Origin of the sequence: Streptomyces meridianus (genome assembly GCF_023703325.1) — a bacterium.
Classification (GTDB): domain Bacteria; phylum Actinomycetota; class Actinomycetes; order Streptomycetales; family Streptomycetaceae; genus Streptomyces; species Streptomyces meridianus.
This window is the reverse complement of record NZ_JAMQGM010000014.1, coordinates 1-15,330: the sequence shown is the minus strand read 5'-3', so window position 1 is coordinate 15,330 and position 15,330 is coordinate 1. Positions and strand designations below refer to the sequence as shown.

At 73.2% G+C, this 15,330-nt stretch carries 15 protein-coding genes; 10 read left to right on the top strand and 5 right to left on the bottom strand.

Annotated features, from left to right (window positions below; genetic code table 11):
* The first annotated feature begins 197 nt into the window (after positions 1-197).
* Positions 198-1,001: a GntR family transcriptional regulator gene (locus M1E25_RS05860; RefSeq protein ID WP_372500529.1), complete on the top strand. Its 804-nt coding sequence runs from the start codon at positions 198-200 to the stop codon at positions 999-1,001.
* A gap of 92 nt (positions 1,002-1,093) precedes the next feature.
* On the opposite strand, the gene M1E25_RS05855 is transcribed toward M1E25_RS05860, so the two are convergent.
* A complete protein-coding gene (locus M1E25_RS05855; RefSeq protein WP_251410685.1) occupies positions 1,094-1,831 on the bottom strand; it encodes a maleylpyruvate isomerase family mycothiol-dependent enzyme in 738 nt (245 codons plus the stop codon).
* Positions 1,832-2,099: 268 nt separating this feature from the next.
* Here M1E25_RS05855 and M1E25_RS05850 point away from each other — a divergent pair, with 268 nt between their 5' ends.
* From M1E25_RS05850 to M1E25_RS05840, 4 genes are all read left to right on the top strand, one after another.
* A complete protein-coding gene (locus M1E25_RS05850) occupies positions 2,100-2,612 on the top strand; it encodes a hypothetical protein (RefSeq protein WP_251410682.1) in 513 nt (170 codons plus the stop codon).
* 57 nt (positions 2,613-2,669) lie between these two features.
* The gene (locus M1E25_RS25580) at positions 2,670-2,792 is read left to right on the top strand and encodes a hypothetical protein (RefSeq protein WP_285830435.1); all 123 of its coding nucleotides are present in this window, start codon (positions 2,670-2,672) and stop codon (positions 2,790-2,792) included.
* A 40-nt stretch (positions 2,793-2,832) separates the two neighbouring features.
* Positions 2,833-3,585: an HAD family hydrolase gene (locus tag M1E25_RS05845; protein WP_251410679.1), complete on the top strand. Its 753-nt coding sequence runs from the start codon at positions 2,833-2,835 to the stop codon at positions 3,583-3,585.
* Positions 3,586-3,866: 281 nt separating this feature from the next.
* Positions 3,867-4,436, top strand: coding sequence for a class I SAM-dependent methyltransferase (locus tag M1E25_RS05840; RefSeq protein WP_251410676.1), 570 nt, complete (start codon positions 3,867-3,869; stop codon positions 4,434-4,436).
* Between the two features lie 63 nt (positions 4,437-4,499).
* Here M1E25_RS05840 and M1E25_RS05835 read toward each other — a convergent pair whose 3' ends face one another.
* Together M1E25_RS05835 and M1E25_RS05830 are read right to left on the bottom strand one after the other, a co-directional pair.
* Positions 4,500-5,288 carry a hypothetical protein gene (locus M1E25_RS05835; protein WP_251410673.1) on the bottom strand — a complete coding sequence of 263 codons (789 nt, stop codon included), beginning with the start codon at positions 5,286-5,288 and terminating at the stop codon, positions 4,500-4,502.
* 152 nt (positions 5,289-5,440) lie between these two features.
* Positions 5,441-7,174, bottom strand: a complete 1,734-nt coding sequence (locus tag M1E25_RS05830; protein ID WP_251411057.1) for a PucR family transcriptional regulator — start codon at positions 7,172-7,174, stop codon at positions 5,441-5,443.
* Between the two features lie 234 nt (positions 7,175-7,408).
* Between M1E25_RS05830 and M1E25_RS05825 the strand changes: the two genes are divergently transcribed.
* The 4 genes from M1E25_RS05825 (at position 7,409) to M1E25_RS05810 (ending at position 12,609) form a co-directional block, all read left to right on the top strand.
* Positions 7,409-8,308 carry an FAD binding domain-containing protein gene (locus M1E25_RS05825; RefSeq protein WP_251410669.1) on the top strand — a complete coding sequence of 300 codons (900 nt, stop codon included), beginning with the start codon at positions 7,409-7,411 and terminating at the stop codon, positions 8,306-8,308.
* Positions 8,299-8,913 (top strand): (2Fe-2S)-binding protein, encoded by a 615-nt coding sequence (locus M1E25_RS05820; RefSeq protein WP_251410666.1) that lies wholly within the window; start codon positions 8,299-8,301, stop codon positions 8,911-8,913. The genes M1E25_RS05825 and M1E25_RS05820 overlap by 10 nt, the downstream gene beginning before the upstream one ends.
* 3 nt (positions 8,914-8,916) lie before the next feature.
* The gene (gene pucD / locus M1E25_RS05815; protein ID WP_251410662.1) at positions 8,917-11,358 is read left to right on the top strand and encodes a xanthine dehydrogenase subunit D; all 2,442 of its coding nucleotides are present in this window, start codon (positions 8,917-8,919) and stop codon (positions 11,356-11,358) included.
* Between the two features lie 90 nt (positions 11,359-11,448).
* Positions 11,449-12,609 carry an XdhC family protein gene (locus tag M1E25_RS05810; protein WP_251410658.1) on the top strand — a complete coding sequence of 387 codons (1,161 nt, stop codon included), beginning with the start codon at positions 11,449-11,451 and terminating at the stop codon, positions 12,607-12,609.
* 14 nt (positions 12,610-12,623) lie between these two features.
* Here the strand turns inward: M1E25_RS05810 and M1E25_RS05805 are convergent, their stop codons facing one another.
* Complete coding sequence (locus tag M1E25_RS05805) at positions 12,624-13,457, bottom strand: DUF1206 domain-containing protein (protein WP_372500527.1); 834 nt, start codon at positions 13,455-13,457, stop codon at positions 12,624-12,626.
* A 236-nt stretch (positions 13,458-13,693) separates the two neighbouring features.
* Here M1E25_RS05805 and M1E25_RS05800 point away from each other — a divergent pair, with 236 nt between their 5' ends.
* Positions 13,694-14,131 carry a nitroreductase family deazaflavin-dependent oxidoreductase gene (locus M1E25_RS05800; RefSeq protein WP_251410656.1) on the top strand — a complete coding sequence of 146 codons (438 nt, stop codon included), beginning with the start codon at positions 13,694-13,696 and terminating at the stop codon, positions 14,129-14,131.
* 33 nt (positions 14,132-14,164) lie between these two features.
* On the opposite strand, the gene M1E25_RS05795 is transcribed toward M1E25_RS05800, so the two are convergent.
* Positions 14,165-15,127: a serine hydrolase domain-containing protein gene (locus M1E25_RS05795; RefSeq protein ID WP_251410653.1), complete on the bottom strand. Its 963-nt coding sequence runs from the start codon at positions 15,125-15,127 to the stop codon at positions 14,165-14,167.
* Positions 15,128-15,330: the final 203 nt, after the last annotated feature.

Here is a 15,330-nt window from a genome sequence, read left to right as displayed (position 1 = left end):
TCACGGCACGGAGCGAACCGGGTCCGTCGAGGTGCGGTCGGTGCGGTGGTCCGAGGTTCGGAGAACGGCGTGGTTGCGGCGGCCGAGGCTGCACCTGCGGCAGTTCGCGGGGTGGCGGTCCGGAGTGATCGTCTCCACCGAGATTGGAACTCGCGTGCGAGCCCTCTATTCTCCTCGGGACGTGGAGGAGGAGTCGGATGGAGCGTGCCGGTGTGCAGTCTGTGACGCGCCCGGACGGGACGCGCGGACCCGGCCGCCCGACGGCCGGTCCGGTGGTCGCCGACGCTCCCTCCGGAAGTGAGAACGCTCACGGCGGAGCTACCGTCTCCGGCGGCCGCGTCGCCCCCGGCCGGCCGGGGACCCCGCGGAAATCCCTGCAGCGTCACTCCGTACGCGCCCAGGTTCTCGATGCCCTGCGCACCGCGCTCGTCGGGGGTGAACTGACCCCCGGTGCCGTCTACTCCGCCCCCGCACTCGCCGAACAGTACGGCGTCTCGGCCACCCCGATCCGCGAGGCCATGCAGCAGCTGGCGCGCGAGGGGGCCGTCGAGGTCGTCCCCAACCGGGGTTTCCGGGTGTCCGAACGCAGCGCTCGTGACCAGGCCGAACTGGCCGAGGTCCGGGCACTCCTCGAAGTGCCGGTCATGCTCGGCCTGGCCCGCACCGTACCCGCCGAGCAGTGGGAGGAACTGCGGCCGCTGGCTGCTGCCACCGTGGCGGCTGCCGCGACGGGCGACCGGGTGGCGTACGCCGAGGCCGATCGGGCGTTCCATCGCGCACTCCTGGATTTGTCCGGGAACAGGCAACTTGCCCTGGTCGGTGACGAACTGCATCGGCGCGCCCAGTTCCCACCCGGAGCGAGCGCCGTCGCCAGCGCCGCGGATCTCCTGGCCGACGCGACGGAACACACCGCCCTGCTCGATGCCCTGGCCGTCCGGGACCTCGCGGTCGTCGAGCAGCTGGTGCGCGAGCACTTCGCCGGAGCCCGGCCGACCCGCTGAGCCCCTCGGTGCAGCACGAGCCGGACCGGCCGCAGGGCTCGGACCCGGTGCGCACCGACGGCCCCGACACGTGACGGCCGGGCCGGCGCCGATCAGTCCGCAGTCGGCCAGGACAGGAGCCGCTTGACCTGCTCCGGGTCGCCCTCGGTCCGCAGCGAGCCCGCCGGGACCCTGCCGTAGAGGGCCAGCAGCAGATCGCTCGCCGACCCGTGGACCCGGGCGTCCGCCGCAGCGAGGGCGCCGTCCTCGGGGGTGAGCAGGGCCGCGCCGTCCGGACCGAGGTCCAACAGCCACGACGTCCCCTCGCCGGCGTACAGGGCAAGCCGGGCCGGCGCGTACGGCCACGGCCCCAAGGAGCCCAGCCACACCTCGATGAACTCGCTGATGGCGTCCGCAGCGATCCCGGCAGGCAGCGGCTCGGTCCGGCCCACCGTCTCCTGGGCGTCCCGAGCGTGCACGGCGGCCTCTTGAACCTGGTGACGGGCCACCGCTCCGGCGGTGGCCGGCTTGCCCCACCACGTCCAGCAGCCGGCCTCCGGACCGGCCGTCCGCAACGCATCCACCAGCAGTGCCGTGGCCTCCTCAGCACCGGACTCCGGTTCGCGTTGCGCCGCCGGCCCGGTGTCCGGCCGGCGGTCGCTCGGCCCCGAGGCGACGACGGCGGCCCAGAAACGCTGGACCTGGGTGATGTGCGTGATCAGATCGCCGAGCGTCCATTCCGGGCAGCCGGGTACCCGGAGATCGAGGTCGGCTCCCGCGGCCGCGGCACGCAGGGCGGCGGATCTTTCCTCGATGAGCGTCAGCAGATCGGTGAACTGAGGTGTCGTCATGCCGTCAGGTGTACACCGCACCACTGACACCGCGGGACCCTTCGGGCGCGGATCCCGGCGGTCCGGTGTGAAGCCGGCCCCATCCGGCCGGTCCGGGCCCCTTCTCCCCTTTCCTTCCGGCCGCAGAAGGGGCAGAGTGCGTCGGTAGGCTTGCTCCCCGATCGTGCCCCGCCGCATCCGCGCCGTCGGCCACCCAGGCCGCCCCGGGGGCGGGCGTCGCGTCGGGTCGTCAGGGTGGCGGCTGCAATGCCCAACCGGAGGAGTCGGTGTGAGGGTCAGGAACGGGGTTATCGCGTTGGTGCTGACGGCCGCCCTCGGCGTGACGGTGGCCGGTTGCGGCAGCGCGGGGGCCGACGGCAAGGGCGGGCCCCCGTCGAGTGATCGGCCCCGCAGCTCCTCGCCCGCCTCCCCCTCGGCCGGCCAGGACCGGAAGAAGCCCTCCCCGGTTCTCGTCGACATGGTCGTCAGCGGCGGCTTCGCCGGGCGGCACCAGCAGGTCAGGGTGCACGAGGACGGCACGTACACCACCCTCGACAAGAAGAAGGACGGTCCCAAGGGCGAGCTCGACACGGAGAAGCTGGGCGCGCTGCGCCAGGCGCTCGACTCCGCCGACTTCGACAAGCTGCCCCGGCGCACCGTCGACGAGGACGGGCGCGACATGCTCGTCTACGTGGTGGTGTACGACCACGTCACCGTGATGACCGACCGCTCCACGCCGATCGAGCCTCTGGACGACGTCATCGACAAGCTGTCGGACCTGCTCACGGAACCCTCCTCCTGAGCCCTCTGCGGGCCGGGCCCGGAGTCCGGGCCGCGCCGCCGGGCGAAGGACCCGACCATGTCGGGCATCAAGTCCTCCCGGCTCGAGCGGGGGCGCATCGTGGAGTTCCGGGGCGCGACCGGTGCGCACGTCCTGTTGCCGCCGGGCCGGTCCCGCCCCGAGGAGATCCCCGCTCCGTGATCCGGCCCCGCGTGCGGGGCCGGCCCGGCAGGATGGCCGCATGACGACGTCACATCCCGTACTCGGTCCCGAGGGGCCGATACGCCCCACCGCTGCGTCCCCCGACCCGGCCCCGATCAGGGCCGTGCTCTTCGACTTCTCCGGCACCCTTCTCCAGATCCGCTCGTACGCCGAGCGCATCCACGCGGTCCTGGGGGAGCAGACGGCCGATGCGGAGGTGGACCGGCTCCTCGTGGGCCTCGAAGCGGGCCTGGCCGACCCCGAGGTGATCCGGGCGCAGCAGGGCCGGGACGTGTCCGCGCGGGCCCACCGGCATGCGTTCACCACCTGGTACGCCTCCGTGCCCGCCCTCGCCCCGCACGCCGATGCGCTCTACGACCAGCTGCGGACGCCGCACCACTGGATGCCGTACGCCGACACCGAGGAGACACTCGGCCGGCTGGCGCACGAGGGGGTGGCGATCGGCGTCGTGAGCGACATCGGCTGGCAGCTCCCCCCGACCTTCGCCCACCACGGCCTGGACCGGCATGTCTCGGCGTGGGTCCACTCCTACGAGCACGGCACCGAGAAGCCGGATCCGCTGCTGTTCGACCTGGCCTGCGGCAAGCTCTGCGCGGCCCCCCAGGAGACCCTGATGGTGGGGGACAACCCGTACAAGGACGGGGGAGCGGCGGGTGCCGGCCTGCGCTCGTACGTGCTGCCGGCCGGTGCCACACCCGGCTGCCGCCGCGGACTCGACGCCGTGCTGAGCCTGGTCCGGGACAGCAGGCGGGAGTCCCGTCCGTCACGATGAGAGGGACGGACCGGCCACGGGACGGGAGGCCGCCATGGCCGCAGCACCTTCGGCACCCGGCTCGACCCGGCCGGGCGGACACTACGGTGAGGACGCCTTCGAGTCCGGAGCCGCGGGGGAGGCGCGACAGATCGACCACGGAGCCCTGACCTAGGACCCGGTCACCCGCGCACGCCTGCCGGCACTCGGGCCGCTCCCGGCCTGCGGCGCCTGGATGTCGGGGCCGGCACCGGCACGATCGCCCGCCGGCTCGCCGAGGAGATCGGGGCCAGGTCGTCGCCGTGGACCGCGGCACCGGGTTCCTCGCCGGGGCGGCCGGGCCGCGGCTGACCGTCCTTGAAGGCGACGTTTCCTCACCCGCCTTCGCTTCCGGGCGCTTCGACCTGGTGCACGCCCGTTTCCTGCTCATGCACCTGCGGGGCCGCGCCGAGGTGATGCGGCGGCTCGCCGCGGCCGTGGCCCCGGGCGGAGTACTGGTGCTGAGCGACGCGATCGACCTCACCACCGAAGACGCGCCCGACTCGGACGACCGCTCCGCCATGCTCGCCATGTGGCAGGCCCTGCGCGGCACCATCGGCACGGACAACCGCTGGGTGCCGGAGTCCCCGGGGCTTCTGCACGCCGCGGGGCTGACGGACATCGGGGCCGAGGTCCACGTCCCGCCGCTGACGGCGGACGAGCCCATCGCCCGGTTCTGGCCGGACACCTGGGCGCGGATCCGGCCGTCCATGCCGGCCACCGGCCTGGTCACGGACGAGGGCATCGACGCGGCGGTGCGGGCGCTCGGCTCCCGGTCCTTCGCCGGGATGTCCCCGGGCATGATCACCGCGTGGGGCCGACGGCCGGCGTGACGCATTCGAACCGCGTTCCGCGGCCGGGCAGTGCGGACGGCCCCGCCCGGCGCGCCTCCCTGCTCAGCCCGCCTGCTCGGCGGGATCCGCCGGTTTCAGCTGGTCGGCCAGCCAGGCCGGCACTCCGAGCAGGCGGACGAGGCGGTGTGCCTCGGCCCGCAGCCGTGTCGCCTCCGGTTCCGACTCCACGGCGGCCAGTGCGGTCAGGGCCGGGGCCACACCGATGAGGTAGCCCAGCTCCTCCCGGATGCGCAGCGACTCGGCGAAGCCCCGCCGTGCCTCGGCGAGGTCGCCGTCCTCCTCGGCCATGGCCGCGAGATGCCGCCAGGTGAAGGACCGCAGCAGATCGTTGCCGTGTGCCGTCGCGCCCGCGTGGGCCCGGGTGAAGGCGGCCTGAGCGCCGGCCGGGTCGTGGGCCACGTGCTGCGCGAGCAGTCCGCGGCGGAAGTCCAGGACCGGACGGTGGGCGGATCCCGGCGGCAAGAGTGCCGCGGCGCGGCCGAGGGCGGAACGGGCCTCGTCGGCCCGGTCCCGAACGCCGAACAGGGTCGACGCATAGGCGAGATGACCGCGTTCGCAGGCGGCGGCGCCGCGTTCGTCGTCGGTGCGCACCAGGGCCTCGGCGGCGCGCAGCGCGGTTTCTGCGGCTGCCCAGCCGGAACCGGTGAACAGGCACGCCTCGATCAGCACCGCGGTCCGCTGCAGCGCGGCTGCCGGCTCGGTTGCGGCGGACGGGTCGAGCAGGGCGGCCGCGTCGGACCAGCAGCCGCGCGAGCGCAACCGCCAGACCGCATCCTGCAGCGGATCACTCCTCCGACCCGTGCCGGAACCCGCCGAACCAGAACCTGACATGGCGGTGTCCGCCACATTTCCTCCCCGAGCGCGCCATCGAGCCGGAAGCCGTTGCCGAATCTCAACACGAATTGTGCTGTGCGGCCAAGGGTCTGAGTGAATGAATTCACAAACTGGCCGGGCGTAGCGCCGGGTTCACGCCATCGGGTGGCTCAGCCCATGCGCAGGGCGAGGAAGAAGTCCACCTTGTCCTCGAGCCGCGACAGGTCACGGCCGGTCAGCTGCTCGATGCGGCCGACCCGGTAGCGCAGGGTGTTGACGTGCAGGTGCAGCCGGGCGGCGCACCGGGTCCAGGAGCCGTCGCAGTCGAGGAACGCCTCCAGGGTCGCGACGAGCCCGGCGCGGTGCCGCCGGTCGTAGTCCCGGAGCGGGTCGAGGAGCCGGGCGGTGAACGCCCGGCGGACGTCGTCGGGGACGAACGGGAGCAGCAGCACGTGGGAGGCGAGCTCCTGGTGGCCCGCAGCGCAGACCCGTTCGGGGCGTGCGGCGGCCACCCGCCGGGCGTGGCGGGCCTCCTCGAGAGCCCCGCGCAGCCCCTCGGCGGAGTGGACGGCGGCGCTGACGCCGAGGGTCAGCCGTCCGTCCTCGCCCAGCCCACGGCTCAGGGCCCGGTTGCAGCCGGCGAGCAGGTCGTCGGCCCGCAGTTCCCCGGCCCGCAGCCCGGTGCCGGCGTCGGCAGCCGTCGTTCCGGCCGTGGCGTCCCGGCCTTCCGTCGCGGAGTCCGGAGTCCGGGCGGGCAACGGGACCAGGGCCACCGCCTCCCCGTGGTGGTGGGTCACCGCCGCCGGGTCCGTAGGCCCTGCGGTCCCCGGGCCGCCCGGTCCGGCGTCCACCAGGATCTCCTCCAGCAGCGCCTGCGCGAGCGGGCCGTCGCCGTGCCGGTCGTCCTGCCATCCGATGCGGGCCACCACGATCTGCCAGGACGGTGCACCGACCGTCCCCGGCAGCAGGACGGGGGCGGCCACCCGCAGCCGGGCCTCCAGCTCGGCCGCGGGAGCGCCCGCCTGGACCAGTTCGAACACCTCGTGGGCAAGGCCCCGCCGCACCGTCCGGCCGGTGTCCCGGCGGTCCCGCTCGACGGCGATCAGCTGGGTGACCCCGTGCAGCAGGTCGAGCCGTTCGGCGGGCCAGTCACCGGCATCCGCCTCGACGGCCAGCACCCAGTCGGACAGTGACGGGCTGCGGGTGTCCTCGCCCGGTACGTCGCCCCCGCGCCGGATCGGGAAGAGCGAGTGCACGGTGTCGCGCACCACGGTCCGGTGCGGTCCCGGCCGGCCCTCGCGCGCGGCCGCGAGATGTTCCCCCGCCAGAGCGGCACGTACAGCGGAGGGCAGATCGCCGGACCCCGGCAGTCCGGGTCCGGCGATCTGCCGGCCGGTGGGTGACAGCAGCCAGGCCCTCAGGTCGAGGTCACTGCCGAGCAGATCGAGGACGACCTCCGGTCCGCCGCCCGCGGGACCCGGCGCCATCAGCCTGCGGTGCCGCTCCACGACCGCCGCCAGGTCGCCGGCGCGCTCACCCGAGACCTGGCGCACCACGTGCTCCGTGATCTCGGCGAACGACACGGCCTCGTTGACCGCCAGCAGCGGAAGCCCGTGCCGGGCGCAGGCCTCCACCAGGTCGTCCGGCACACAGCCGAGCTCCGCCTCTCCGGCGGCCAGGCCGGTGACTCCGGACTCGGTCAGGAGCCGCACGAAGCGCTCCGAGTCGGCCGGCTCGCGGCGCCAGGCGAGACCACTGAGCACCAGCTCCCCGCCGGACAGATAGCGGCTCGGGTCGCGCAGATCAGTGGTCATGACCCCACGTACGGTGCGGTCCAGTTCGCTCTCTCCGCCGAGGAGCCGCAGGCCCAGGGCCCCGGTCTCCAGGAGTGCGCGCAGCCGCATCGGATCGTCCACCGATCTGTCGTTGGGAAAGGGATCACCGACCGGCACCGGCGGGAACACCGAGGTGATCGCCCGGTCTTCGTTCGAATCTACAAGACGCGGCGGGCGGCCGACCAACCCCTTCATGCTTTCGGTGACTGCACCGAGTGGCCCACGGTTCGGTGTACTGGAGGCGCGTCGTGTACAGGACATGAAAGCTGCCAGCACTCTCACACCTACAGAAGAGAACACGCCATGGACTTCCTGCGCCCCGCCGGCTGGGAGGAGGCGCTCGCCGCGAAGGCCGAGCACCCCACCGCCGTGCCCATCGCGGGTGGTACGGACCTGATGGTCGAGATCAACTTCGACCACCGCCGGCCCGAGTACCTGATGGACCTGAACCGCATCGTCGAGCTGGGCGAGTGGGAGGTCGGCGAGGACACCGTGCGGCTCGGGCCCTCTGTGCCCTACAGCAGGATCATGGAGCACCTGCGGGCGGAGCTCCCCGGACTGGCTCTCGCCTCCCACACCGTCGCATCCCCGCAGATCCGCAACCGCGGCGGCGTGGGCGGCAACCTCGGCACCGCATCCCCGGCCGGCGACGCCCATCCCGCGCTGCTCGCGGCCGGCGCCGAGGTCGAGGTCGAGTCCGTACGCGGCAGCCGCCGGATCCCGATCGACGACTTCTACACCGGGGTCAAGCGCAACGCCCTCGCCGAGGACGAACTCATCAAGTGGATCCACATCAGGAAGGCCGACGGGCCGCAGCAGTTCTCCAAGGTCGGCACCCGTAACGCCATGGTCATCGCGGTGTGCGCCTTCGGTCTCGCGCTGCACCCCGCGACCCGCACCGTGCGGACGGGTATCGGCTCCGCCGCCCCCACGCCCGTCCGGGCCCGCGAGGCCGAGGAGTTCCTCACCGCGGCCCTCGACGAGGGCGGGTGCTGGGAGAACGGCAGAGCCGTCCCGCCCGCCGTCGCCCGGCAGTTCGCCGAACTGGCCGCCGGCGCCTGCAACCCCATCGACGATGTCCGTGGCAGTGCGAAGTACCGGCGGCACGCCGTCACGGTGATGGCCCGTCGGACTCTCGGCTGGACCTGGGACGAATTCCGCGGTGTTCGCCGCGACGACAACGGGAGTGCCCGATGCGCGTGAACCTCACCGTCAACGGCCGTCCGCAGCAGGCCGACGACGTCTGGGAGGGCGAGAGCCTGCTGTACGTCCTGCGCGAGCGCCTAGGGCTGCCGGGTTCGAAGAACGCCTGCGAGCAGGGCGAGTGCGGGTCCTGCACGGTCCGGCTGGACGGGGTGCCGGTGTGTTCCTGCCTCGTCGCCGCCGGTCAGGCCGAGGGCCGGGACGTCGTCACCGTCGAGGGCCTGGCCGTTCACGCCGAGCAGCGTGCCGCGGGCGCCTGCGGCACGGGCACCTGCGGCACCGGACTCGACGAGGCCCGCCGGTGGCAGGCCCTGCCGCCGCCCGCAGAAGGCGCCCCAGCCGCACAGCCGGGGCAGCCGGTCGCGCTCGCCCCCATCCAGCAGGCGTTCATCGACGCCGGCGCCGTCCAGTGCGGCTTCTGCACTCCGGGTCTCCTCGTCGCCGCCGACGAACTGCTCGAGCGCAACGCCGACCCGTCCGATGCCGACATCCGCGAAGCGCTCTCCGGCAATTTGTGCCGCTGCACGGGCTACGAGAAGATCCTGGACGCGGTCCGCCTCGCGGCTGCCCGCGCCCAGGCGGCCACGGCCGGGCAGGGGGCCTGAACCATGCACACCACCGACACCACGACCGCCCGGGACACCACGACCGCCCGGGACACCACGGTCACCCGCGCACCCGGACCGGCCCCCGCCGGCCTGACCCAGAACAGCGCCGTCCGGGGCGGCATCGGCGAGTCCACGCTCCGCCCGGACGGAACCCTCAAGGTCACCGGTGAGTTCGCTTACGCCTCCGACCTCTGGCACGAGGACATGCTGTGGGGCTTCACCCTCCGCAGCCCGCACGCCCACGCCCGGATCACCTCGGTCGACGTCTCCGAGGCGCTGCGCACGCCCGGCGTGTACGCCGTCATGACCCACGACGACCTGCCGGCAGCCACCCGGTACGGCCTGGAGTTCACCGACACCCCGGTCCTCGCCGACGGTGTCGTGCGCTACCACGGTGAACCGGTGGCCCTCGTGGCCGCCGACCACCCGGAGACCGCCCGCCGGGCCGCCGCCAGGATCCACGTCGACTACGATCCGCTGCCCCTCGTCGTGGACGAGGCGACCGCGCTCGCCGACGACGCCCCCGTACTGCACCCGGATCGCGACGACCATCACGCGCCCTACGTCCCGCACCCGAACATGGTGCACCGGCAGCCGATCAAGCGCGGCGACGTGGCCGCGGCCGAAGCCCTCGCGGACGTCGTCGTCAGCGGCGAGTACGAGGTGGGCATGCAGGACCAGGCCTTCCTCGGCCCGGAGTCCGGGCTCGCGGTGCCGGCCGAGGACGGCGGCGTCGACCTCTACATCGCCACCCAGTGGCTGCACGCCGACCTGCGCCAGATCGCCCCCGTCCTCGGCCTGCCCGAGGACAAGGTGCGGATGACGCTCTCCGGCGTCGGCGGTGCCTTCGGCGGGCGCGAGGACCTGTCCATGCAGGCCCACGCCTGCCTGCTGGCACTGCGGACCGGCAAGCCCGTCAAGATCGTCTACAACCGCTTCGAGTCCTTCTTCGGGCACGTTCACCGGCACCCCGCCAAGCTCTGGTACGAGCACGGGGCGACTCGCGACGGCCGGCTCGTCCACCTGAAAGCCCGCATCGTGCTGGACGGCGGCGCCTACGCCTCCTCGTCCGCGGCCGTGGTCGGCAACGCCGCCTCCCTGTCCGTCGGCCCCTACGCCGTCGACAACGTGGACGTCGAGGCCGTCGCCCTCTACACCAACAACCCGCCGTGCGGCGCCATGCGCGGCTTCGGCGCCGTCCAGGCGTGCTTCGCCTACGAGGCGCAGATGGACAAGGTCGCCGCCGAACTCGGCATGGACCCCGTCGAGTTCCGGCAACTCAACGCCATGACGCAGGGCACCGCCATGCCCACCGGCCAGGTCGTGGACTCGCCCGCTCCCGTCGCCGAACTGCTGCGCCGGGTCAAGGCGATGCCGATGCCGCCCGCGCGGCAGTGGGAGAGCGCCGGGGAGGGGGCCGACATCCGGGCCCTGCCGGGCGGGCTGTCCAACACCACGCACGGCGAGGGCGTCGTGCGCGGTGTCGGCTACGCGGTCGGCATCAAGAACGTCGGCTTCTCCGAGGGTTTCGACGACTACTCGACGGCCCGGGTGCGGCTCGAGAGCGTCGGCGGGGAGCCCGTGGCCACCGTCCACACCGCCATGGCCGAGGTCGGGCAGGGCGGCGTGACCGTGCACGCCCAGATCGCCCGCACCGAACTCGGCGTCACCCAGGTGACCATCCATCCGGCCGACACCCGGGTCGGTTCCGCCGGATCCACCTCGGCCTCCCGGCAGACCTACGTCACGGGCGGCGCGGTGAAGAACTCCTGCGAAGCCGTCCGCGAACGCGTCCTGGAGATGGGCCGCCGCAAGTTCGGCAGCCACCACCCGGCCTGGGCGACCGCCGAACTCCGGCTGGAGGGCGGCAAGGTCGTCACCGACGGCGGTGAGGCGCTCGCCGGCCTGGCGGACGTCCTCGAGGACGAGGCCATCGACATCGAACTCGAGTGGCGGCACCGCCCCACGCAGGCACTGGACCGGCAGACCGGGCAGGGCTTCGGCCACGTCCAGTACTCGTTCGCCGCCCACCGCGCGGTGGTCGAGGTCGACACCGAGCTCGGCCTCGTCAAGGTGATCGAACTGGCTTGTGCCCAGGACGTCGGCAAGGCTCTCAACCCGTTGTCCGTGATCGGCCAGATCCAGGGCGGCACCACCCAGGGCCTGGGCCTCGCCGTCATGGAGGAGATCGTCGTCGCGGAGGACGGACGGGTCCGCAACCCCTCCTTCACCGACTACCTGATCCCCACCATCCTCGACACCCCGTCCATCCCGGTGGACGTGCTCGAGCTGGCCGACGACAACGCCCCCTACGGACTGCGCGGCGTGGGGGAGGCGCCCACCCTGTCCTCGACCCCGGCCGTGGTCGCGGCCGTCCGGGACGCCACCGGGCTGGCGCTCAGCCGGGTCCCCGTCCGCCCCGAACACATCACCGGCACCTGAGGTCGGCCCGGGCGGCAGGGCGGACCACCAGGATGCCCCTGTCGCCAGGGCCGACCGGACGTGCCGCACCACACGAGCAGAGGTGACCCGATGCTGGACATCGCCGAGGAACTGGACCGGTGGTGCGAGCAGGGCCGCGACTTCGCCGTCGCCACCGTGGTGGCGGTCGACGGCAGCGCACCGCGGGAGCCCGGCGCCGCGCTCGCCGTCGACACTGAAGGAACGGCCGTCGGATCGGTCTCCGGAGGCTGCGTCGAGGGCGCGGTGTACGACCTGTGCCGGGATGCCCTCACCACGGGGAACATCCTGCGCGAACGCTTCGGCTACTCCGACGAGGACGCCTTCGCCGTTGGCCTGACCTGCGGCGGGGCCATCGACGTTCTGGTCACCCCGGTCTCCGCCGGGCGCGCCCCGGAGTCCGGTTCGCAGACGATCGCAGCCGCGCTCGCAGCGGTCGCCCGCGATCGCCGGCGCCCGGTGGCCCTCGCGCGGATCGTCCGGGGGCCCGACGACCTTCTCGGCGGAGCCCTGCTGGTGCGGTCCGACGGCAACTGGACCGGAAGTCTCGGCGGCGATCCGGCGCTGGACCGCACCGCAGCCGCAGAGGCCCGCGCCCTGCTCGACGCCGGGCGCACCGCGACGGTCGGGATCGGGGCGGAGGGCAGCCGCTGCGGTGAGCCAGTGGACCTGCTCGTCGAGGCACGCGTGCCACCGCCCCGGATGGTGGTCTTCGGGGCGATCGACTTCGCCGCGGCACTGGTGCGGGTCGGCAAGTTCCTCGGCCACCACGTGACCGTGTGCGACGCGCGCCCGGTCTTCGCCACCGCCCGGCGCTTCCCGGAGGCCGACGAGGTCGTCGTCGACTGGCCGCACCGCTACCTGGAGTCGCAGTGCTTCGACAGTCGCACGGTCCTGTGCGTGCTGACCCACGACGCCAAGTTCGACGTGCCGCTGCTCGAGCGCGCCCTGCGGCTGCCCGTTGCCTACGTCGGAGCCATGGGGTCGCGGCGCACGCACCTCGAGCGGCTGGAGCGGCTGCGGGAGGCGGGCCTGGGCGACCACGAGCTGGCACGCCTGCGTTCACCGATAGGCCTGGACCTCGGTGCCCGCACCCCCGAGGAGACGGCCGTGTCGATCGCCGCGGAGATCGTCGCGAGCCGGCGGGGCGGCTCCGGTCTGCCGCTGCTCGGCGCCCACACCCCGATCCACCACGACAGCCCGGTGGCCGGGCCCCTGGGGCCGGTCGCCTGAGACACGCAACGTCTTCAGACCCTGCGCCACCGGGCCATGGCGAACGAGAAGATGCCGAACAGCCCGAGGCCGGCCGCCACCACGGACAGCAGCAGCGGGCCCGCGGACGTGTCGGCCAGGGCGCGCAGCGTGTCGTCGAGTCCCTTCGCCTCGTCCGGGTCGAGTTGTACGGCCGCCCGGACCGCGTACACGCCCGCCGCAGCGAAGACGATGCCGCGGCTCGCGCCCCCGCAGACCCCGAGCAGGTCGACGATCCGGCGGGTCCGCGCCGACATCGCGCCGGTCATCAGATGCTTGCGGTACTTGCGCATCACGGCTCGCACCGCGATCCATCCGCCGGCTCCCGTCAGCGCCAGCCCGGCGGCGCCCACGAGCCACTGGCCCGCGAACAGGTCGAGGACCATGGCCGTCACGCCCCTCGACTGCTTGTCGCTGGATCCGCTGTCCTGCTCACCGGCGGCGAACGCGAGCACCGAGAACGAGATCACCGAGTAGAGGACGAACCGCGCCCCGGCCATCAGCCGTTTCGTCGGTTTGCGTCCGTCCGGTCCCGCCGATCCCACCAGGACCTCGGAGAGCCGCCACAGCGCCATCCCGGCCAGCCCGACGCCGACCGCCCACACCAGTGCCTCGCCCAGCGGCTGCTGCGCGAGCTCCTGCAGCACTCCGCCCCGGTCCGCCTGCTCGCTGCCCTCGCCGAAGGAGATCCCGAGCGCGAGGACGCCGACGAGCAGGTAGATCAACCCGCGGGCGGCCAGCCCCCAGCGGGCCGCGGCCTCGACCACCGGGTGGTTCGCCCCTCTGACCGCTGTCCGCATGCCCTGCTGGACCATTGCCGATGCGTCCATGGCCCGCCCACCCCTTCCCGGTACCGACGGACCACGCGGCGCGGGTCCCATCAGCGTTTTCCCGGCCACGGGAGACGGAAACCGCAGGACACGGCGCTACCGCGCGGCGCACGCGCCACGCGGTCCGGGAACACACGGACGGACGGACGGCGGCGGTGTGTGAGCCTGGGGACCGGCCGGAGGTCCCGAGCCCGGCCGGTACGGACAGCCGGTACTGCACACGCGGAGGAAACGACATGACGGAGCGTCGGCAATCGGTCCAGCAGAGCCCCGCGGACTGGGTGGCCCGGCAGGCCGAACTGTACGAGGAGTCCGGCGGTACCGAGGGCACCACGATGCGGGGCGCCCCGTGCCTGCTCATGGACTACCGGGGACGGCGCACCGGTGACTGGCGCCGGACCGTGCTGATCTTCGGCCGGGACGGCGAGGACTACCTGGTCGTGGCCTCCAACGGCGGCGCCGACAACCACCCCCTCTGGTACCTGAACCTGGAGAGCGACCCGCGGGTACGGCTCCGGGTGCTCACCGAGCGGTTCGACGCGCGGGCCGAGACGCTCGGCCACGAGGAGAAGCAGCGGGTGTGGCCGCACCTCGTCGAGGTGTTCCCGCCGTACGCCGACTACCAGCGGGGGACCTCCCGGGACATTCCGGTGGTGCGACTGCGCCGGGTCTGAGCCCGGGGCCCGACGGGACCCGGACGTCGGGGCTCACGCGGGCCCGACGGCGGCCGGCACGATCTGCCGAAGCAGGCCGTCGATGTCGGACTCCTCGTCGTTGCAGAGGATCGCGACGGTCACGTCGAAGGCGGGCAGCCATGCGAGGAAGGACTGGTAGCCGGGGTTGTCGCCGGTGTGGAAGCGAGCCACGTGACCGCACAGGGTGCCCAGCGCGTAGCCGTAGCCGTAGGTGTCGGCGACGGCCGGCCCGTCGGTGCCCCAGGCGCCGGCCATGGACGCGTTCGGTGTCACCATCGTCGCGCGCGAGGGCAGCGTGAGGACCTCGCCGGCATTGAACGCGGCCGTGTACCGGGTCAGGTCGTGGACGGTCGACCAGAGGTCGCCGGTGCCGGGCGTGGCCGCGAACTCCGGGTTGTCCACGCGCTGTTGCCCGCGATGGCCGTGCGACGCCGTCGCCGGAGCCTCGCCGGCGCACGTCGACGTCATGCCGAGCGGCCGCAGGACCCGCTCGGTGAGGAATTCTGCGTACGCCTGCCCGCTCACGCGCTCGACGACCCGGGCAGCCAGGAGGTACCCCGGCGAGCTGTAGCGCCACGTCCTGCCGGGTGGGGTGCGCAGCGGCACCTCCGAGAACCGTTCGAGGAATGTGCCGGCGTCACCGGGACGGGTGATGTCGAATCCGGGAAGTTCCTGCCAGTGCCCCAGGCCCGATGTGTGCGACAGCAGGTGGTGCAGCGTCAACGCGCCCCAGTGTTCGGGGCAGTCGGCCAGCCAATGGCCGATCGGGGTGCTGAGTGAGACCTCTCTCGCCTCCACCAGGAGCATTGCCGCGGCGGCCGTGAACTGCTTGCTGACGGAGGCGATCTGTAAGGGCGTGTCCGTCGTGCACTCCACCCCGGCCCCGATGTCCGAGAAACCGCCGGAAGCCCGGAACACAACGGATTCCTCGCGAGTCACCAGGACGGCACCGGAAAAGTTGTCAATCTTGTCCACGCAGCAACCGTAGGTCCCGGGACCACGGCTGGGAATGCCCCCGTCGGCCATCGCAGGACGGCGGAAACTGGCCCGGGCAGGTCGTCGGGGTACCGGGAGCCAGGACCCCGCGGCCGCCGTCCGCAGGTCCCGAGCAGATCGTCCCCGTTCGGGGGTTAGTAGCTGGTCGCTCTTAAGTCAACTCTAGCCTCGCCGTTTCGGTT